The 17,808-nt window shown below is 68.4% G+C and carries 18 protein-coding genes; 13 read left to right on the top strand and 5 right to left on the bottom strand.

Annotated features, from left to right (window positions below):
- Positions 1-58 precede the first annotated feature (58 nt).
- Positions 59-1,501 carry an FAD-binding oxidoreductase gene (locus tag AC1C2U_RS05390; RefSeq protein ID WP_495360669.1) on the top strand — a complete coding sequence of 481 codons (1,443 nt, stop codon included), beginning with the start codon at positions 59-61 and terminating at the stop codon, positions 1,499-1,501.
- On the top strand, positions 1,501-2,646 hold the full coding sequence (locus AC1C2U_RS05385) for an FAD-dependent monooxygenase (protein ID WP_495360668.1): 1,146 nt from the start codon (positions 1,501-1,503) through the stop codon (positions 2,644-2,646). Before AC1C2U_RS05390 ends, AC1C2U_RS05385 begins: the two co-directional genes overlap by 1 nt.
- Before the next feature lie 56 nt (positions 2,647-2,702).
- Here the strand turns inward: AC1C2U_RS05385 and AC1C2U_RS05380 are convergent, their stop codons facing one another.
- Positions 2,703-4,334 carry a helix-turn-helix transcriptional regulator gene (locus AC1C2U_RS05380; protein ID WP_495360667.1) on the bottom strand — a complete coding sequence of 544 codons (1,632 nt, stop codon included), beginning with the start codon at positions 4,332-4,334 and terminating at the stop codon, positions 2,703-2,705.
- 416 nt (positions 4,335-4,750) lie between these two features.
- On the opposite strand from AC1C2U_RS05380, the gene AC1C2U_RS05375 reads away from it, so the two are divergent.
- The 6 genes from AC1C2U_RS05375 (at position 4,751) to AC1C2U_RS05350 (ending at position 8,942) form a co-directional block, all read left to right on the top strand.
- Positions 4,751-4,933 carry a CsbD family protein gene (locus AC1C2U_RS05375; RefSeq protein WP_495353423.1) on the top strand — a complete coding sequence of 61 codons (183 nt, stop codon included), beginning with the start codon at positions 4,751-4,753 and terminating at the stop codon, positions 4,931-4,933.
- Positions 4,934-4,972: 39 nt separating this feature from the next.
- Positions 4,973-5,233 carry a DUF6458 family protein gene (locus AC1C2U_RS05370; RefSeq protein ID WP_495360666.1) on the top strand — a complete coding sequence of 87 codons (261 nt, stop codon included), beginning with the start codon at positions 4,973-4,975 and terminating at the stop codon, positions 5,231-5,233.
- Positions 5,234-5,390: 157 nt separating this feature from the next.
- Positions 5,391-6,245: a DNA-formamidopyrimidine glycosylase family protein gene (locus AC1C2U_RS05365; RefSeq protein WP_495360665.1), complete on the top strand. Its 855-nt coding sequence runs from the start codon at positions 5,391-5,393 to the stop codon at positions 6,243-6,245.
- A 137-nt stretch (positions 6,246-6,382) separates the two neighbouring features.
- A complete protein-coding gene (locus tag AC1C2U_RS05360) occupies positions 6,383-6,844 on the top strand; it encodes an NUDIX hydrolase (protein WP_495360664.1) in 462 nt (153 codons plus the stop codon).
- Positions 6,845-7,045: 201 nt separating this feature from the next.
- Positions 7,046-7,567, top strand: coding sequence for an RNA polymerase sigma factor (locus tag AC1C2U_RS05355; protein WP_495360663.1), 522 nt, complete (start codon positions 7,046-7,048; stop codon positions 7,565-7,567).
- A 70-nt stretch (positions 7,568-7,637) separates the two neighbouring features.
- A complete protein-coding gene (locus AC1C2U_RS05350; RefSeq protein WP_495360662.1) occupies positions 7,638-8,942 on the top strand; it encodes a hypothetical protein in 1,305 nt (434 codons plus the stop codon).
- A 10-nt stretch (positions 8,943-8,952) separates the two neighbouring features.
- Here AC1C2U_RS05350 and AC1C2U_RS05345 read toward each other — a convergent pair whose 3' ends face one another.
- On the bottom strand, positions 8,953-9,318 hold the full coding sequence (locus tag AC1C2U_RS05345) for a DUF4180 domain-containing protein (RefSeq protein ID WP_495360661.1): 366 nt from the start codon (positions 9,316-9,318) through the stop codon (positions 8,953-8,955).
- 103 nt (positions 9,319-9,421) lie between these two features.
- Here AC1C2U_RS05345 and AC1C2U_RS05340 point away from each other — a divergent pair, with 103 nt between their 5' ends.
- The 4 genes from AC1C2U_RS05340 to AC1C2U_RS05325 are packed head-to-tail and all read left to right on the top strand — an operon-like array spanning position 9,422 to position 13,250.
- Positions 9,422-10,282 (top strand): Fpg/Nei family DNA glycosylase, encoded by an 861-nt coding sequence (locus AC1C2U_RS05340; RefSeq protein ID WP_495360660.1) that lies wholly within the window; start codon positions 9,422-9,424, stop codon positions 10,280-10,282.
- Between the two features lie 24 nt (positions 10,283-10,306).
- A complete protein-coding gene (locus tag AC1C2U_RS05335; protein WP_495360659.1) occupies positions 10,307-10,885 on the top strand; it encodes a GNAT family N-acetyltransferase in 579 nt (192 codons plus the stop codon).
- Positions 10,886-10,928: 43 nt separating this feature from the next.
- Entirely contained in the window at positions 10,929-12,605 is a 1,677-nt protein-coding gene (locus tag AC1C2U_RS05330; RefSeq protein ID WP_495360658.1) for an ABC-F family ATP-binding cassette domain-containing protein, read from the top strand.
- Positions 12,606-12,635: 30 nt separating this feature from the next.
- Positions 12,636-13,250: a GNAT family N-acetyltransferase gene (locus AC1C2U_RS05325; protein ID WP_495360657.1), complete on the top strand. Its 615-nt coding sequence runs from the start codon at positions 12,636-12,638 to the stop codon at positions 13,248-13,250.
- A 73-nt stretch (positions 13,251-13,323) separates the two neighbouring features.
- On the opposite strand, the gene AC1C2U_RS05320 is transcribed toward AC1C2U_RS05325, so the two are convergent.
- Together AC1C2U_RS05320 and AC1C2U_RS05315 are read right to left on the bottom strand one after the other, a co-directional pair.
- Positions 13,324-13,740 carry a hypothetical protein gene (locus tag AC1C2U_RS05320; protein ID WP_495360656.1) on the bottom strand — a complete coding sequence of 139 codons (417 nt, stop codon included), beginning with the start codon at positions 13,738-13,740 and terminating at the stop codon, positions 13,324-13,326.
- Between the two features lie 364 nt (positions 13,741-14,104).
- Positions 14,105-15,985, bottom strand: a complete 1,881-nt coding sequence (locus AC1C2U_RS05315) for an anthranilate synthase family protein (RefSeq protein ID WP_495360655.1) — start codon at positions 15,983-15,985, stop codon at positions 14,105-14,107.
- A gap of 212 nt (positions 15,986-16,197) precedes the next feature.
- Here AC1C2U_RS05315 and AC1C2U_RS05310 point away from each other — a divergent pair, with 212 nt between their 5' ends.
- Positions 16,198-17,013, top strand: coding sequence for a putative protein N(5)-glutamine methyltransferase (locus tag AC1C2U_RS05310; RefSeq protein ID WP_495360654.1), 816 nt, complete (start codon positions 16,198-16,200; stop codon positions 17,011-17,013).
- On the opposite strand, the gene AC1C2U_RS05305 is transcribed toward AC1C2U_RS05310, so the two are convergent.
- Complete coding sequence (locus tag AC1C2U_RS05305; RefSeq protein ID WP_495360653.1) at positions 17,002-17,652, bottom strand: phosphoribosyltransferase; 651 nt, start codon at positions 17,650-17,652, stop codon at positions 17,002-17,004. The two genes, AC1C2U_RS05310 and AC1C2U_RS05305, sit on opposite strands and share 12 nt — an antisense overlap.
- Positions 17,653-17,808 lie beyond the last annotated feature (156 nt).

Below are 17,808 nucleotides of genomic sequence, written 5' to 3'. Positions count from 1 at the left end.
ACCCGGGGAGGGCCACGATGGAAACCAGGCAAACCGTACTGGCGGAAGCGGCGCGATCATGAGCGGGTTCGACCTCACCGGATTCAGGGGCGTGGAGGTTCACCTGACGGATGAGCAGCTCGAAGGCTTCGCCTCGGGTCTTGCCGGCCCGCTCTTGCATGCCGACGACGACGGCTGGAATGAAGCCATCCAACTCTGGAACGGCGACACGACGAAGTCGCCTGCCCTCGTCGTTCGGCCGCGCGACGCACGCGATGTCGCTTCGGCTGTTCGGTTCGCGAGAGAACACGAACTGCTGCTGAGCATCAAGGGCGGTGGTCACAACATCGCGGGCACCGGTCTCGCCGACGGCGGGCTGGCCCTCGACATGTCCCTCATGGATGCCATCACCGTCGACCCGCGCGCCATGCGTGCTCAGGTCGGACCCGGGTGCCTACTCCACGACGTCGACCGGGCCACCCAGGAGCACGGGCTGGCGACCGTCCTCGGCTTCATTTCCGAGGTCGGCGTCGCCGGCCTCACCCTCGGCGGTGGCCTGGGCTATCTGACCCGCCGGTTCGGATGGACGGTCGACAACTTGGAGGAGGTTGAGATCGTGACAGCGGACAGCCAGATCCGCATCGCCAGTCGCGCCGAGAACTCCGATCTGTTCTGGGCGGTACGCGGAGCCGGCGCCAACTTCGGCGTTGTCACCCGATTCACGCTCCGGCTGCACGAGGTCGGCCCGACGGTGTTCGGCGGTTTCATCGCGTGGCCGTCCGATCGAACGGACGAGATTCTCCGGGCCTACCGAACGATGACGAGTGCGGCTCCGCGAGAGCTCGCCGTATGGCTTCTCCTCATTCAGGCACCATCGGAGCCGTTCATCCCGGAGGAATGGCATGGCAGGAAGATCTGCGCCATGACCGTTTGCTACAGCGGCGGGCTGGATCGGATCGAGGACGTGCTCGCGCCGATCCGCACGATCGGGGCGCCGATCGTGGATCTGCTCGCCGAGCAGCCGTACACACAGATCCAGTCCTACCTCGACGACGGTGAGCCCAAGGGCCTGCACTACTACTGGAAGACCGAGTTCGCCGTCGAGTTGAGCGACGAACTCCTCGCGACCGTCAGCGAGCAGTTCGCCGAGTGTCCCGTCCCGGGAGCGGAACTGGGTTTCCTCCATATCGGCGGCGCCCTGAACGAACGCGCCGAGGACGATGGAGTCGTCGGCAACAGAAACGCCCGCTACGTCCTGGGAGTGAACGGGATGTGGGAGCCGGATGAGCCTGAGGCGGTCGCATACCGACGATGGATCCGTGATGCATGGGAGCGGCAGCGCCCATTCGCGACGGGCCGCACGTATATCAACTTCCAAACCGCCGAGGAGGGTGATGACCGCGTGCGGGCGAGCTATGGCGTGAACTATGAGCGGCTCGCGAATATCAAACGCCGATACGATCCCGACAACCTGTTCCGGACGAACCGCAATATCGTGTCGGCAGACCAGCAGGTGCGCTGATGCCAGGCGGCGTGCTCATCGTCGGCGGCGGTATCGCCGGGTTCGGTCTGGCCAGAGCATTGTCGCTCCGCGGAGTGTCGTGCTCGATCGTCGAGCGGATGCCGGCACCTTCGGAATCCGGCCTCGGCATGAACCTTCCCGGCAATGCACTTCGAGCTCTGCACATGCTCGGCGTGGCCGAGGAGGTGGCGCAGGCGGGGAGCAGGATACGGCGACGTGAGTACCGCACCCGATCGGGTCGCGTACTGTTCGCCGTGGACGAGGAGTCGTTCTGGGGTGATGTCGGTGCCTCGGTCTGTCTGCGCAGGGCAGCGCTCCTCGACGTGCTGCGGACGGGTGCGACTCACACGACCGTTCGGTGGGGCACCGAGGTCGTCCGAGTGGATCCTGCTGAGAGGAGTGTTCGGGTTGAGCTGGCATCAGGATCCACCGAGGAGTACGACTACGTCGTCGGCGCGGACGGAGTCCACTCGGCTGTGCGTTCTGCGGTGGCGGGTGACGACGGAGTAGGCCTCTCCCTGATGTCGGCCACGAGTTGGCGCTTCCTCGCGCCGAATCCCGGGGTGGAGTGCTGGACCGTGTGGTCGGGTCGCGACAATACTTTCCTGCTCATTCCGATCGATCGGGAGAACGTCTACGGCTACGCATCGACTACCCGGCGTGGTGTGAGTATCGACGACCCCGTACTGCTCGCGGACGCGTCGGCGCGTTTTCCGCGACCGGTGCGAGAGGCGGTCGCTGTCGCCTTGGCCACCCGAGACGGGCTCTACCACTCACCGGTGGAGGAGGTGCATGCCGAGCACTGGAGTCGGCAGCGGATCACCCTGATCGGTGACGCGGCTCACGCCATGGGGCCGGTCTGGGCGCAGGGCGCCGGTCTGGGACTCGAGGATGGCCTCGTCCTCGCTGGGCTGCTGAGCAATCGTTCCGACTGGGCCGCAGTGGGCGCCGAGTTCGAGAGACTCAGGCGCCCCCGGGTGGAGCTCGTTCGGGCCGCGACCGACAGGATGTCGCGCATCGCAGGGCTGCCGATCTGGCTGCGTGACGTCGTCGGACCGGTTCTCGGCCCTCGAGCTTTCCGCGAGGCGTACGAGCCGCTACGCTCGCCCGTCTCGTTACCCGGTGAGGTCGACGACGCGACCTGAGGAATCGAGGCGCCAGTGCACCAGCCCTGAGCCCGAATGAACGCCGGAGGGGAACACTAGACCAGCCCGTGCTGATAGGCGTACGCGGTCGCGGCCGACCTCGACGAGAGGCCGAGCTTCGTGAACACATTGCTGAGGTGGCGGGCCACGGTCTTCTCGCTGAGGTACAGCTCGGTCGCGACGGCCCGGTTGGTTCTGCCTGCAGACACCAGGCGCAGGACCTCGATCTCCCGCGGAGTCAGGGGGCCGCTGGCATCTTCGGAACCCGACCGTGACAAGGCGACGATCTCGACGAGCGCGGGTTCCGCGCCAAGGTCGACGAAGACCGCTCTTGCCGCCTCGAGCTCCATCGCTGCCGAGTCCTCATCACCGAGAGCGCGACAAGCGCGTGCCGTGAGTACCCTGCAGCGCGCGGCTTCATGGGGAGCATCGACCTCCTGCCAGAGCGACCACGCTCGACGCAAGCTCGTCAGCGCACCCCGAGCATCACCCGCCCCGAGAAGCACGGCGCCCTCGCACTGGGCGGCGATGGCCTGCGCCATCGGCATTGCATCAGCCTGGGTCATCCCGGTCAGCTCTTCCGCTCCCTCTCGCGCCGCTGCGACATCGCCGGCCGCGAGCTCGATCTCCACCCGCCCCGGCAAAAGCTGGCGTCGGGTCGCCGGGTCGACGCCGTCCATGGCTCGACGGATCAATGATTGTGCGAGCAGGGGCTTGCCTTGAGCCAGACGGAGAAGCGCGAGCCCCGGTTCGGGCTCGTACCCTGATCGATTGGCCTGACGGTACGACTCCTCGGCCGCGTCGATCTCTCCGCGCAGCCGCTGCACTTCGCCCTGCTGATACCAGGCCCCGTAGACCGCGTTCCGGTCCCCGCGCCGGGCTCGTTCCTGTGCCGCGCGAGCGGCGGCGAGCGCGTCGCTCCATGCGCCGTGCAGGAAGTAGAGCTGGGCACGGTGCGTCTGGCACTGACCGCTGAACAGGACCATATCCGGCTGTGCGCCGCACCAGTGGTCGAGTGCAATCGTCCACTCCTGGGCGCGGCGCACGTCAGAGGCGAGGTAGCAGCTCCAGATCACGGCGCAGTAGACGATGCCTGAGGGAACCGGTGAGACTTCGCCAGCTGTCACCGCGACCATCGCCTCGTCGAGCCGGCCCAGCCCTTCGTTCAGCTCTCCGAGCATGATCTTCGCCTGACCCTGCCCGAGCTGGGCCAGGGCCATCAGGTCGGGGTCGCGGAAGCGATCACCAACGGCGAATGCTTCGTCGAAGCTGTCTGCCGCCCCGTTCGGATCGCCGGACCGCAGTTTCTCGAGTGCAACGGGAATGAGGAGGAATCCCTCGACCGAACTGGGCTCAGCGTTCTGCTGAAGGACTCGCTGGGCACGTGCCAACCAGCCGGCGCTCCTTGCCATCTCGCCGACGCTCATCAGGTAGATGCCGATCCATCCGGCGCTTCTGGCGGCACCCACGAGATTCCCGATGGCGAGGAACTCCCGGTGCGCCCGAGTCGCAACGTCGATACCGATGGTCTCCTGACCGATCAGTAGGGCCGCCGTGGAGAATCGCTCGAGATCTTCTGCAGGGAGCTCGCCGACCTGATCGGCATCCTTCCAGGCTCGCAACGCATCGTTCCACCGATGCTCCGCATAGGCGGTCCGGCCGCGATCGAGCTCGACTGATGAGGTCATGATGCCAGCTGACGGTGAGAGTCCCGCGCAGAAGACGCCGGCCGCCCGTCATGTGGTCAGGCTACCGCCGTGCGATCAGACGCACCAGCGCGCCGCTGTGGCGCCGCGCACGACAGGCCTCGGCACCGCGTCAGGCGACGTGCGAGTCCGACGCCTCTGCGAGGACGGGCAGAACTCGGCTGACCGCTTCGGGCGCGGCAGTGAACCGCCCGGCTGCGCCGTCGGTGGCGATGTAGTGGACCCCGAATGCCGCGGCCGATGCGCGTCAGCTTGGTGACCTCGTAGATGGCGAACGTGTGCCTTTACGAGCTACCTGGCGCGTTGTCAACCCGTTGTCGACCCGAGCACGGCTGCCTAACGTGGAAACACCGACGCGCAGGATACGCGCGGCGACACCGATTCCTGAGGAGGACGCCATGAGCGCCAAGGACGATCTCGGCAATACTGCCGAACGACTGACGGGCAAGGCAAAGGAGGGCATCGGCAAGATGACCGACAACGAGCGGCTCGAGGCCGAGGGCAAGGCCGACCAGGTCAAGGCCGACGCCAAGAAGGCGACTGAGAACGTCAAGGACGCCTTCAAGGACGGCACGAAGTAGAAGTAGATCTGACGATCGAGCAGGACCATAGGCAACGACATGAGCATCGGACTCGGCATTCCGCTCGTGGCGACCGGCGCCGTACTCACTTTCGCGCTGAATATCACCGCCGACTGGATCGACCTCGATCTCGTCGGCTACGTCCTGATGATCGCGGGGGCGGTCATCATCCTCGGTCTCGTCTTCATGATGCGGCGTCGTCGGAGCAACTCCACGACGAGCGCGACCGCCGATCCGGTGGCCGGGCAGCAGTCACACGGACCGAGGGCCAGGCAACACCTCCTGAGAGGTGAGGCCTGAGGGAAGAGAGCGGATGTCGCATGCGGGGGCCGCGACATCCGCTCGACCTTCTCTGCGCATGACACCGCAAACCACCTGCCTCATCGATGGTTCGTCGCGTCGATCGTGACCCGCGAGAACGCTCCCCAGTGGTGGGGGGTTGTGCGAGGCTGACGTCATGCCAGAGTCACCCGAGGTACAGGCACTCGTCGAAGATCTCGACTCCCGACTGAGTGGCCATGAGATCAGCGGCGTCGACGTCGTCGAGTTCCGCGCGACGAAGACACGAACTCGCCCCCCGTCGACGCTCGTCGGCGAGCGGGTGACGGGCGTCTCGCGGCACGGCAAGCATGTCGACCTCGCCGTCGGCGACGCCGCGCACCTCGTCGTCTCGCTCGGCCGGCACGGCTGGACGCGGTACGCAGGCAGTGGGGCGGATGCATCCGATGCCGCCGCCGAGGCGCCGCCCGCCCTTGTCGTGTTCACCTTCGACGATGGCACGGTCGTCGAGTTCACGGATGCCGGTGGCTGGGTGTCGCTCGGCTGCTGGGTCGTCGACGACCCGGCCGAAGTGCCGGCGATCGCGAAACTCGGACCCGACCCGGCCGATGCCGGATTCTCGCGCGCGGACTTCGATCGGGCCGTCGTCGGCCGTCGCAAGCAGGTGAAGGCCGTGCTGCAGGAACAGGAGTCGCTCGCGGGCATCGGAAACGCGTACTCCGACGAGATCCTGCATGCGGCGAAGATCTCGCCGGTCGTGCACGCCGCCTCGCTGACCGGCGTCGAGCTCGACCGCCTGTTCGAGGCGACGGTCGGCACCATCAGGAACGCGATCACCGCGCAGCGCGGGGTGCCGATCGATCGACTGAAGGCGGCGAAGGTCGCGTCGATGCGGGTGCACGGACGCGCGGGGGAGGCGTGCCCGGTGTGCGGCGGCACGATCCGCGACTTCTCGTTCGCGAGCACGACGGCCCAGTACTGCCCCACATGTCAGACGGGTGGGGAGCACCTGCCGCTCCGCCCCGCGAAATAGCGCGCGAGGCGTTGCCGAGGCGTTGCCGAGGCGCCGTTCCGACGACGGCTTGCGTCGCTGCGGGTGCTGGGGGAGCGTCCTCGCGCGCGCAAACCGTCGTCGGAACGGACGAGGCGCACACGAGTTAGGCTGCCCAAGTGGTGGATGCCGGGGAGTTCGTGGTTCATTCGACGGTCGACGCGTCCTGGCTTCCGCGCGGCGGGCGCGCCGAGGTCGTTCGAGCTGTCGTGCCGCCGCGGCCCATGAGCCTCGTTCGACTGCTGCTCCGCCGCGGCGACCTTGTCTTCTGTGTACCGAGGCATCCGACCGGGAAGCTCGACCTGCCGACGCGCGCCGTCGAGGCGGACGATGCAGATGGTTCCAGATCGATCGGCGTCCTCATCGAGGAGGTGACCGGCCGCCGACATCATCCGACGTTCGTCGGTGCCGTGCGCAACATCGTGGGGGCGCGTCAGGCGGACTATGAATGGCCGACCCCGCTGGCGTACTTCGGTGTGTGGATGGTGGAGGGCGACCCAGTGATCGCCGGTGAGTGGTTCAGCATCGAGGGTGATGCCGCGGTGCTGCGAGAGCGCCACTGGTACCCCCTGGTTTCGTGAGGCGCGGCAGTTCCGACGACGGTTTGCGTCGCTGCGGGTGATCGGGGAGCGTCCTCGCGCGCGCGAACCGTCGTCGGAACATCTGCGCGTGCGAGCGGACTCTGCGCGTGCGACGTGCAAGACTCGCGGCTGACGAGACACATACCTGGTGTGAGGATCGCCAGCACCGCAGCAAGCGCCGATGTGGCCGAGGGGGTGGCGATGCCCGAGCGATCGGAACCACCCGTGATGAACGCAGACGCGGCATGGTTCACCGAGACCGTTCGCGAGCATTCGACCGCGCTCGTGCGCTACTTCGCTCGTCGTGGCCCGCGGCAGGATGCCGAGGATCTCGCCGCCGACGTCTTCGCGACGGCGTGGCGTCGACGCGCTGACGTTCCCCGAGATGCCGTGCTGCCGTGGCTCTACCGCACAGCCGGTTTCACGCTTGCGAACCAGCGCCGCAAGCGCATCGACCTTCCGGTCGACGAGGTGCCCGAGTCGGGAGCGGTGCGCGTCGCCGACGACCCCGAGTTGAGTGCCCTGTTCGACGCCGAGCTCCGGGGTGCGCTCGCCAGTGTGGGTGAGCGCGACCGGCGGATTCTGCTGCTGCACGCCTGGGAGGGCCTCGACGGAGCAGAGCTCGCCGAGGTGCTCGGCATCTCCCGGTCGGGTGCGGATGCCGCGCTCTCCCGAGCCCGCAAACGATTGCGGGACGCATGGGGCGAACGGATGTCGTTCTGACTGCTCGTGCAAGGTTCGGGTCGCGCCGCACATATCCGTAGGTGAACGGCACGCACGGAGGATGATCGACATGAACGACGAGAACGAGCTCGACCCGATTTCGCGACTGCGCGCGGCTGACCCAGCTGCCGGTGTCGAACCCCGAGCGGGTTTCGCCGACGAGGTCGTCGCGAGTGCGACGGCCGAGCCGACGGATGGTTCGTCCGCGGCGGCCGATCTGGCCGTCGAGCGTACCCGTCGTCGCCCCCGGTGGCTGCCGATCGCCGCCGTTGCCGCCTCGATCGCAATCGTCGGCAGCGTCGGATACGGCTTGGGTGCGGCGAACGGCAATGCTTCGAATCTCGCCGATGGGGCCGCGGCCCCGCCCATCTCGTTGCAGGGCGATGCGATGCAGGAGGGTGCCACGCAGGACGGTGCGATGCAGAGCGCCGGGCCCGAGGCCATCGGCATCGACGGCCGGAAGATGGCGGGTTCGGGGGTGACCGACCTGATGTACCCCTCCGGATTCGGTCGCAACAGCTTCAGCGCCTCCGGGCTCGCCGGCAGCGAGGGCACCTCGCCCGCGTACGCCTTCGACGCGCAGGGCTCGTTGAGTTCCGAGACCGTCACGGCACTCGCGGCCGCGCTCGGCATCGAGGGAACGGCCGTGCTGCAGAACGGCGGCTGGACGGTCGGCACGCAGGACGGCACCGGCCCGTCCCTCACCGTCGGGCTCGACGGCGCGCTCAACTTCTCGTTCTGGAACCCGCTCAACGACCCGTGGCAGTGCGTCGACGACGTCTGCGAACCGGCGGGGGAGATTCCGAGCGAGGAGGCAGCGATCGATGCGCTTCGCTCGTTCGTCGTTTCGGCGGGGCGTGATCCTGAGACCTTCGAGTTCACGTCGGAGACCTGGGAGGGGGCGGTGACGCGCACCGCCCAGGCGTGGCCCGTCGTCAACGGGCAGCGCCTTGACCAGGCCTGGTCGCTCGAGCTGGCTGAGGGCGGTGTGCTCACCGTCAACGGTGCACTCGCAGACCTCGTCACGGTGGGCGATTACGCCATCGTCAGCGAGCAGCTGGCCTTCGAGCGGCTCTCGGACCCGCGGTTCGGTGCGCAGATGACGAACCTGCCGATCGCCCTGCGCGAGCAGCCGGCTGTCGCAGAGGAGTGGGTGCCACCGACCGAGCCGCCGGTGACCCCGACGAAGGGCACGTCGCTCTCATGGCCTGTGAACGAGGTCGAGATCGTCAGCGCGCGCCTCGGTCTCGCGAGCCACTGGCAACCCGACGGCGCCGTACTCGTCGTTCCGGCCTACGAGTTCACCGATGCCGAGGGTGGCACGTGGTCGGTCATCGCGGTCGCTGACTCGATGCTCGACTTCAGCTCGAAATGATGTGACGAGATCAGTGGCGTCGGCCGAGTTTCTCGTCGAGCGCAGCACCGTCGGGCAGGAACCAGACCTGCGTGCCGCGGTTCGTCTCCCAGACGTAGTCGCGCAGGGCGTCGCTCGCCTCGACATGCTCAGCGATGTCACCGATGATCGCGAGCCGGAGTCGATAGTTGACGAACTTCTGTGTGATCTCGCCCGCGATTCCCGAACCGAGCTTGAAGAACGCGGGGTCGATGCGCTCGACGGGCACAGCGACGAGCGTGGCGGCGTGCGCCCAGGCATGACCCACGAGATCGGCTGCATCGTCGGGGGTGGAGATGACGGGCCCATCAAGAGGGACGTGCAGGACCCTGGTGCCGTTGCTCTCTTCGGTGCGCATGGGTCGACCATAGCTGCGGCCGCGCTCGTTGTGCTCGTCGAAGTTCCGGTGTCGAGTTGGTTTCCGGGGTGCCGTTGTCGGTATCCGGGTGCAGGATGGTCGTGTGCCCGAGCTCCCAGAGGTCGAAGCGCTCGCCGGATTCCTGCGCGAGCACGCCGTGGGTCGAGCCGTCTCGTCGGCTTCGGTGGCGGCCATCGCTGCGCTGAAGACCTTCGATCCGCCGCTGTCGGCGCTCAATGGCGAACGCATCGAGCGGGTGAATCGATACGGCAAGTTCCTCGACCTCGACACGGGCGGGCTGCACCTGGTGTTCCATCTCGCGCGCGCCGGCTGGCTTCGCTGGTACGACGAGGTGCCGAAGACGATCATCAAGCCCGGCAAGTCGCCCATCGCGCTCCGTGTGCGGCTCGACGACGGCTCGGGCTTCGACCTCACCGAGGCCGGCACGAAGAAGTCGCTCGCCGTCTATGTCGTGCGTGACATCGCCGAAGTACCCGGCATCGCGCGGCTCGGCCCCGACCCGACGGCACCCGACTTCTCCCTCGACGACTTCGCGGCGATCCTCCACGACCGACGCACCCGCATCAAAGGACTTCTCCGCGACCAATCGGTGTTCGCGGGAGTCGGCAACGCCTACTCCGACGAGATCCTGCACACCGCGCGCATGTCCCCGTACGCGCTCGCCGCGAAGCTCAGCCCAGACGAGGTCGAGCGCCTCTACGACGCGATGCGCACCACGCTCGGCGAGGCGGTCGCGGGGGCATCCGGCAAACGACCAGACGAACTGAAAGACGGCAAGCGCACACGCATGCAGGTGCACGGCCGCACCGGCGAGGCCTGCCCGGTGTGCGGCGACACCGTGCGCGAGGTGATCTTCGCCGACTCGACTTTCCAGTACTGCCCGACGTGCCAGACGGGTGGCAAGCCGCTTGCCGACCGGGTGTTGTCGCGACTCCTGAAGTAGCCCATAACCTGCTAAGCAGAAGGTATGACCACCCCTGAAGTGCAGTGGCCGCGCCCTGCTGGCCAAATGATCCTCCGCCCTCCGACGAGCGCCGACCTCGACCAGGTTCTCGTGTGGCGCAACCGCCCGGAGGTCACTCGTTGGCTGATACGAACTGAGGTCGACCCCGAGGCATTCCGTGCGAACTGGCTCGGCGGCATCGACGACCCGAACGACCACTCGGCCGTTGCGTTGATCGACGGCCAAGTTCTCGGCACCGGTTCCCTCTGGATCACCGACGCCATGGGGCAGTCGCACGTCGACCAGGGGCCGTGGCGCCGAGCGGAGGCGGGCCTCGGGTACCTGCTCGATCCCGCGCATGCGGGCAAGGGCTACGCCACCGAGATCGCCCGGGCACTGCTCGACCTCGCGTTCGGCGAGCTCGGCGTGCGCCGGGTGACGGCGGGCTGCTTCGCCGACAACATCGCTTCGTGGAAGGTAATGGAGAAGCTCGGTATGCGGCGGGAGCAGCACGGGGTGCAGGACTCGTGGCATGCGGAGCTCGGCTGGATCGACGGCTACACCTACGCGATCCTCGACGAGGAGTGGCGCGCGGCGCGGTGACCCGCGCGGTGAGTTCGCAGCGCGGGCTGACTACAGTTGACCGGTGACTGCAACACTCGTGGCTCAGGGCCTTGCCGGCGGCTACGCCCACCGAACGCTCTTCGAAGACCTCGACCTGACCGTCGCTCCGGGCGATGTCGTCGGCATCGTCGGTGTCAACGGGGCGGGCAAGTCGACGCTGCTGCGCATCCTCGCCGGCGAGCTGGGGCCGCAAGCCGGATCCGTGCACCTCTCGCCGTCCGACGCGTTCGTCGGCTGGCTGCCGCAAGAGCACGAGCGCGTGCCAGGCGAGACCATCGCCGCCTACGTCGCACGGCGCACGGGGGCAGCCGAGGCATCCGCTCGCCTTGATACCGCAGCGACCGCGCTGGGTTCGACGGATGTCCCGGCGCCGGGCGCCCCCGACCCTGCCGACGAGTACTCCGTCGCCCTGGAGCGCTGGCTCGCATCGGGCGCCGCCGACCTCGACGAGCGGTTGCCGGCCGTGCTCGCAGAGCTCGGGCTGACCCTCGACGGACTCGACGCCCAACTCTCGGCCGACTCGCTGATGACGTCGTTGTCGGGCGGGCAGGCCGCTCGCGTCGGTCTCGCCGCACTGCTGTGCTCCCGCTTCGACCTGGTGCTGCTCGATGAGCCCACGAACGACCTCGACCTGGATGGTCTCGACCGGCTCGAGTCGTTCGTGCGCGGCATTCGCGGCGGGGTGGTGCTCGTGAGCCACGACCGAGAGTTCCTCGCCCGCTCGGTGACGCGCGTGCTCGAGCTCGACCTCGCCCAGCACTCGAACCGCATCTACGGCGGCGGCTACGACGCCTACCTCGAAGAACGCGCGACGGCGCGACGGCAGCAGCGCGACGACTACGAGGAGTTCGCGTCGAAGAAGGCCGATCTCGTCTCGCGCGCACGCACCCAGCGGGAGTGGTCGAGCCAGGGCGTGCGGAACGCCATGAAGAAGTCTCCCGACAACGACAAGATCCGGCGCAAGGCTGCGACCGAGTCGAGCGAGAAGCAGGCGCAGAAGGTGCGCCAGATGGAGAGCCGCATCGCGCGCCTCGACGAGGTCGAGGAGCCGCGCAAGGAATGGCAGCTCGAGTTCACGATCGGCCAGGCGCCGCGATCGAGCTCGGTCGTCTCGACCCTGAACGAGGCGGTGGTCACGCAGGGCGACTTCACGCTCGGCCCGGTCTCGCTGCAGGTCGATGCAGGGGAGCGTATCGGCATCACGGGCCCGAACGGGGCGGGCAAGTCGACGCTCCTCGGCCTCCTCCTCGGTCGGCGTGATGCGGATGCCGGCACCGCGAGCCTCGGTGCATCCGTCGCCATCGGCGAAATCGACCAGGCCCGTACCCAACTCACGGGAGAGGCCGCACTCGCCGATGCCTTCGAAGCACTCGTGCCCGAGTACTCGGCCGGAGAGGTACGCACCCTGCTCGCGAAGTTCGGGCTGAAGGCCGACCACGTGCTCCGACCCGTCGACGCGCTTTCGCCGGGCGAGCGCACCCGTGCCGGGCTCGCGCTGCTGCAGGCGCGCGGTGTCAACGTGCTCGTGCTCGACGAACCGACCAACCACCTCGACCTCGTCGCGATCGAGCAGCTCGAAGAGGCACTCGAATCATACGAGGGCACCCTGCTGCTCGTCACGCACGATCGACGGATGCTCGCGAACGTCCGGCTCGACCGCCGGTGGCACGTCGAAGCCGGGCGAGTCAGCGACAGCTGACTGTCGGATGTTGCTGCGAGACTTCTGGGGATGATCGACGAACTCCAGACGCTCCAGACCGACCGGCTGCTGCTGCGACCCCTCACCCTCGACGACGTCGACGAGTACTTCGCGGTCTACGGAGATGCGCGCACCTGGGAGCATCTCCCGAGCGGTCGCCACACGACACGTGCCGAGTCCGTCCGAGCGATTCAGGCATCGCTCGAGAGTCGTCGCGCCTACGGCTTCGCCCATTGCGCAGTCGTGCTCCGCGAGCCGGTTCGCGATCTGCCCGCTGGAACCTTCATCGGATCAGCCGGTGCCAAGATGCTCGACTTCGATGCGTGGAATCTCGGCTACCGGTTCGCTCCTGAGTCATGGGGTACTGGAATCGCGAGCGAAGCCGCGACGGCGGCACTCGCCGCGGCTCAGGCGACGCGGCCCGCTACCCCGGTCACCGCCAGGGTGCTCGCCAGCAATCTCGCCTCGATCCGTGTGCTCGAACGAATTGGCCTCGTGCACCAGTGGAGCGGGCGTTCAGCGCGACTCGGCGGTGACGTCGTGAACGAATCGCACGCCGGCGGCACGACGCATCTCGAGCGTGTGATCTTCGCCGATCGTTCCCTCGACGACGCAACACTCGACGCGGTCATCGCACTCGGCTGAACGGGCTCTCGGCAGTCAGCCGAATGTCGGTCTTGCGCTTTTTCACGCGCGCGGTGTCAAGGTGTTCCGACGGTCACCTCGGAGGAGACTCCCCGCGCCGACCGTCGTCGACGGCCTCGTCGGCTGAGACGTCGACGTCAGGATCGAGCGCGTCGGCCTTGCGGAGTCGATCGTCGGCTTCGGCATGAAGGCCGGCGGCAGCGGACTGGCGATCGGCGCTCTCGTCGGAGAGCCGTTGCGATTCGAGACGGGCCTGCGCAGCTTCAGCGTCGGCTTGCTTCGCCGCGGCAGCTGCGCTCGCGGCATCCGCGTCACGCTGCCGCGCAGTGGCATCCGTCTCGGCGGCTCCCTGCCGCAGATCCGCGGCCTTCCTGCGCCCGGCTTCGGCGTGGGCCTCTCGGCGCCGCCGATTCGTTGCCATGACGATGATGACGATGATCACGATCACGACGACGATGCCGATGATGATCCAGACGATGGTGGTATCCACGGTGATCCGCCTCCTCAGGTCGGTCACGCCAAGCCAAGCGTGCCCGGCCCGGCGTGGCAACGCCTTGCGGAACCGGCCGCAGTGCGGGATGATCCGGCCGGAGAGGCGCGAAGCATCCGGCCGCGTCGTCGTGGCCTCCGGGTTCGGCACCCGCGCGCAGTGGTACCGGAATCTCGCGGCCGAATCGCGCTGCGGTGTGAGCACCGGCTGGCGGCGGCGTGTGCCGCCCGCGCGGAGCTACTGGACCCCGACGAAAGTCGCGAGCTGCTGCTGCGGTACGCCGCGAATCGGCCCAAGGCATGGGCGATGCTGCAACGGTCGATTCAGGATGTCACCGGCCTGGTCGATCCCGACATCCCGATGGTCAGGCTGCACCTCCGGCCCCGACGAGCCCGGCCCGGTCTGGAGCAAGCAGTCCGTCGAGGAGCCGCTCGAGCACGCTGAGCCCGTCGGGTGAGAGCACCGACTCGAGGTGCCCCTGCACCGATGCCACGCCGGGACCGCGGAGCGCGTGCACCACACCCGTCGCAGCATTCGATGCCACTTCGAGGTCGAGTCGCGGAGTGATCGAGCGGTTCGATGCCGACGCCGTGAAGGTGTTGTAGAACCCGATCGCGGCCGGTTCGCCGAACAGGTCGACCGTGAGCTGCAGGCCCTGATGCGGCGCGGCCAGCGGTTCGATCGACAGACCGGCGAGATCGGCGAGAACCTGGTGGCTGAGGCACACCGCGAGGAGCGGCGCTCCGCTCGCAAGTCGCGCGGCCATGAGTTCGCGCAAGCGCGCGACGCGCTCGTCGTCGGGGTCGCGCGGGTCGCCCGGCCCGGGGCCGAAGACCACGAGATCGTCGGATACCTCGGGCGCGGCCTCGTTCCACGGCACGATCCGTGCTGCGACGCCGAGGTGGCGCAATTGGTGCGCGAGCATCGTCGTGAAGTCGTCACCGGCGTCGATGACGAGCGCTGTGGCTCCGCGCGAGGCGTAAGCGCCCTGCGGCGTGCTCCAGAACGCCGCGAGATGCCCGTTGCGGGCGGCGAGCAGGGTGGCGATGCGGTCGTCGTCGCGGCCCCCGGCGGTGACGACCGCCGCGACCGGCCCGCCGCTGCGCGGGATGGCGCCGAGCGCGGTCAGCACGCCCGCCGCCTTCGCGTGCGTCTCCGCGACCTCGCCGTCGGGATCGGAGTGCCGCACGAGCGTCGCACCGACCGGCACGCGCACCCCGCCGGCGCCGTCGACGTACGCGGTGCGGATCAGGATGGGTGCGTCGAGGTCGTACCCGGCTGCGGTCGGCGTGAAGCGGGCAAGGACGCCCCCGTAATAGCCCCGCGGCGTCGCCTCGTGGCGTGCGATCACCGTGCAGGCGTTGCCCAGCGGCGATCCCGTCACGGTCGGGGCGAACATCGTGCGCCGCAGCACCTCGCGCGGGTCGAGGTCGCTTCGCCCCTCGAGGAGGTACTCGGTGTGCGTCAGCCGCGACATCCGCTTCAGGAACGGACCTCGGATGCGCCCGCCCTCAGGACAGATGGAGCTCATCATCTTCAGTTCCTCGTCGACGACCATGACGAGCTCCTCGCGCTCTTTCACGTCATCGAGGAACACCGCGAGCTCGTCGTCGGAGGGCGGCCCGCTGAGATGGCGGAAGGTGCCGCTGATCGGATTCATCGACACGACCCCGTCGATCGAGCTCACGTGCCGCTCGGGCGTCGCACCGACTGCGGAAAGACCGCGAGTGTGCACCGCGAACGTCCAGTACGCACCCGATTCGTGCTCGAGCAGCGCACGAAGCCAGCCGAGCACGGCTCGGCCGGCCGGTGCCCCGATGCACCCTGCGAACTCGCGTCGAATCACGAAGTTCGCTCCTTCGCCCCGGCCGATCTCCTCATCGATCACCCGGCGCACTCGGGCGGCGTAGTCGACATCGCTCACGTCGACTGCGAGGTCGTCGACGGCGAGCGGATGCTCCGGCAGCATGCCGATGGCCTCATCCACGTCGATCGACTCGCGTTCACGCACGACGAGGCACCGCAGGGGAGCCCCGTCGTCGTGAGCGACGAAACCACGTTCGCGCACCTGGCGGAACGGCACGAGGGCGAGCACCTCAGCGCCGTCGAGTGGAATGTCGGCGAGTCGGTCGACGTCGATGACGTCACCGATGAGTACGTCGAGTCGAGGTTCGTTCTCGCGGCGCAGGACCGCGAAGGGCCCAGGTTCGTCGGCGGCGAGCAGGGTAGCGAGCAGTCGCGTCATGGTGTTCTCCGGTCGGGCCCTCGGCTCGGCCCTCCCGCAAACGCGAAAAACGACCGCCCTCGGGCGGTCGTCAGTACGTCGAAACGCGTGGCCGCCTAGGAGGCGAGCCACCAGTTCTGGTTCGACGTGGTCATGCAGAGCACTGTAGCACCACGCCCGAACAGCGCGCCCGACGACGACGCCCGACGGTCATCCGCAGTAGGCTGCGACGGATGCCTGCTGAACCCGAGATCGTCACCCGCCTGCGCGCAGCAGGATGCGTCTTCGCCGAAGACGAGGCCAGACTCCTCGTGGAGGCGACTCCGGATCCGGTGGAACTCGATCGGCTCGTCGAACGCCGCGTCGCGGGTGAGCCGCTCGAGCAGGTGCTCGGGTGGGCGGAGTTCGCGGGGCTGCGCATTCGCGTGCTGCCGGGTGTCTTCGTGCCCCGCCGGCGCACCGAGTTCCTCGCGGCCGAGGCTTCCCGCCTCGTCGCGCACGCCGCGCTCGCGCGCGATGACGACGGTTCGGCACACCTGCCGGTCGTCGTCGACCTGTGCTGCGGCGCCGGTGCGATCGGTGCGGCCATCGCGGAAGCCGCGGCGCCCGTGCATCTCGTCGCCGCCGACCTCGACCCGGTCGCCGTACAGGCGGCGCGCATCAACCTCGAGCCGCTGGGCGGTCTCGTCTTCGAGGGCGACCTCTTCGCTGCGCTTCCGGCCGACCTCCGAGGGCGCATCGACGTGCTCGCCGTCAACGCCCCCTATGTGCCGAGCGACGCGATCGCCATGATGCCGCCCGAGGCGCGCGACCACGAAGCCCGCATGGCACTCGACGGCGGGAGCGACGGGCTCGACGTGCATCGACAGGTCGCGGCATCCGCTCGATCATGGCTCGCCCCCGGCGGCACTCTGCTGATCGAGACGAGCGATCGGCAAGCGCCCGTGGCGGCGGACTTCTTCGAGGCCGCGGGACTCTCGGCGCGCATCCTGCATGACGATGAAGCCGACGCGACGCTCGTGATCGGTGAGCGGGCCTCAGCCGCCTGAGTGCGCGGCCGCCAGCAGTGCGGCGACCTCGTCATCGGTGGTCTGCGCGAAGTCGAGATAGTGCGTGCCGACCGCCATGAACCCGGGCGGCACCGAGAGGCACACCACTTCGTCGACCGATGTCTCGGCGGCGATCGTCGCGAGCGCTTCGGGGGCGCCGACGGGCACCGCGAGCACCACTCGCACGGCACCCCTGGCCTTCGCGACCGCAGCCGCGACGCGTGCGGTCGCCCCGGTCGCGACGCCGTCGTCGACGATCACCGCGGTGCGCCCCTCGAGGGCCACGGGCGACTCGGCTCCGCGGAAACGAGCGACTCTCGCCTCGAGCTCGACCCGTTCGACCCGCTCGATGTCGCGCAACTCGCCCGGCGACAGGTACGCGGCGTCGACGATGTCGTCGTTCAACACACGGGCACCCTGCTCGCCGATCGCGCCCATCGCGACCTCTGGCTGGCCCGGAACTCCGAGTTTGCGCACCACGAGCACGTCGAGGGGCGCACCCAACGCTCGCGCGACCGGCGCAGCGACCGGCACGCCGCCGCGCGGCAGTCCCAGCACGACCGGCCGCTCGAGGTCGACTTCCTCGAGTGCGGCGACGAGACGCCGACCGGCATCCGTCCGGTTGCGGAACTGCTCCATTTGTGCGCATCCGTTGAAGCATCGATTCGGATCCGTCGGTCGCGGACCCGTCGACCCTTTCCATGGTCGCACCGCGACGGCGCGCTGCCAAGGGGGCGCACTCGTGCGGCAGCGCGATGCCGGGGCGGCCGAGCTGGCCGGGGCGACGGCGCGCGA

This window comes from Agromyces sp. Y575, assembly GCF_059445445.1.
This window is presented reverse-complemented; position numbering and strand designations above follow the sequence as displayed.

Bases quoted from the DNA above. Each gene is read 5' to 3' on its own strand.
- AC1C2U_RS05355 (WP_495360663.1), top strand. From the start codon at position 7,046: ATGCCCGAGCGATCGGAACCACCCGTGATGAACGCAGACGCGGCATGG.
- AC1C2U_RS05375 (WP_495353423.1), top strand. From the start codon at position 4,751: ATGAGCGCCAAGGACGATCTCGGCAATACTGCCGAACGACTGACGGGC.
- AC1C2U_RS05365 (WP_495360665.1), top strand. From the start codon at position 5,391: ATGCCAGAGTCACCCGAGGTACAGGCACTCGTCGAAGATCTCGACTCC.
- AC1C2U_RS05390 (WP_495360669.1), top strand. From the start codon at position 59: ATGAGCGGGTTCGACCTCACCGGATTCAGGGGCGTGGAGGTTCACCTG.
- AC1C2U_RS05370 (WP_495360666.1), top strand. From the start codon at position 4,973: ATGAGCATCGGACTCGGCATTCCGCTCGTGGCGACCGGCGCCGTACTC.
- AC1C2U_RS05315 (WP_495360655.1), bottom strand. From the start codon at position 15,985: ATGACGCGACTGCTCGCTACCCTGCTCGCCGCCGACGAACCTGGGCCC.
- AC1C2U_RS05380 (WP_495360667.1), bottom strand. From the start codon at position 4,334: ATGACCTCATCAGTCGAGCTCGATCGCGGCCGGACCGCCTATGCGGAG.
- AC1C2U_RS05335 (WP_495360659.1), top strand. From the start codon at position 10,307: ATGACCACCCCTGAAGTGCAGTGGCCGCGCCCTGCTGGCCAAATGATC.
- AC1C2U_RS05345 (WP_495360661.1), bottom strand. From the start codon at position 9,318: ATGCGCACCGAAGAGAGCAACGGCACCAGGGTCCTGCACGTCCCTCTT.
- AC1C2U_RS05305 (WP_495360653.1), bottom strand. From the start codon at position 17,652: ATGGAGCAGTTCCGCAACCGGACGGATGCCGGTCGGCGTCTCGTCGCC.
- AC1C2U_RS05310 (WP_495360654.1), top strand. From the start codon at position 16,198: ATGCCTGCTGAACCCGAGATCGTCACCCGCCTGCGCGCAGCAGGATGC.
- AC1C2U_RS05385 (WP_495360668.1), top strand. From the start codon at position 1,501: ATGCCAGGCGGCGTGCTCATCGTCGGCGGCGGTATCGCCGGGTTCGGT.
- AC1C2U_RS05350 (WP_495360662.1), top strand. From the start codon at position 7,638: ATGAACGACGAGAACGAGCTCGACCCGATTTCGCGACTGCGCGCGGCT.
- AC1C2U_RS05325 (WP_495360657.1), top strand. From the start codon at position 12,636: ATGATCGACGAACTCCAGACGCTCCAGACCGACCGGCTGCTGCTGCGA.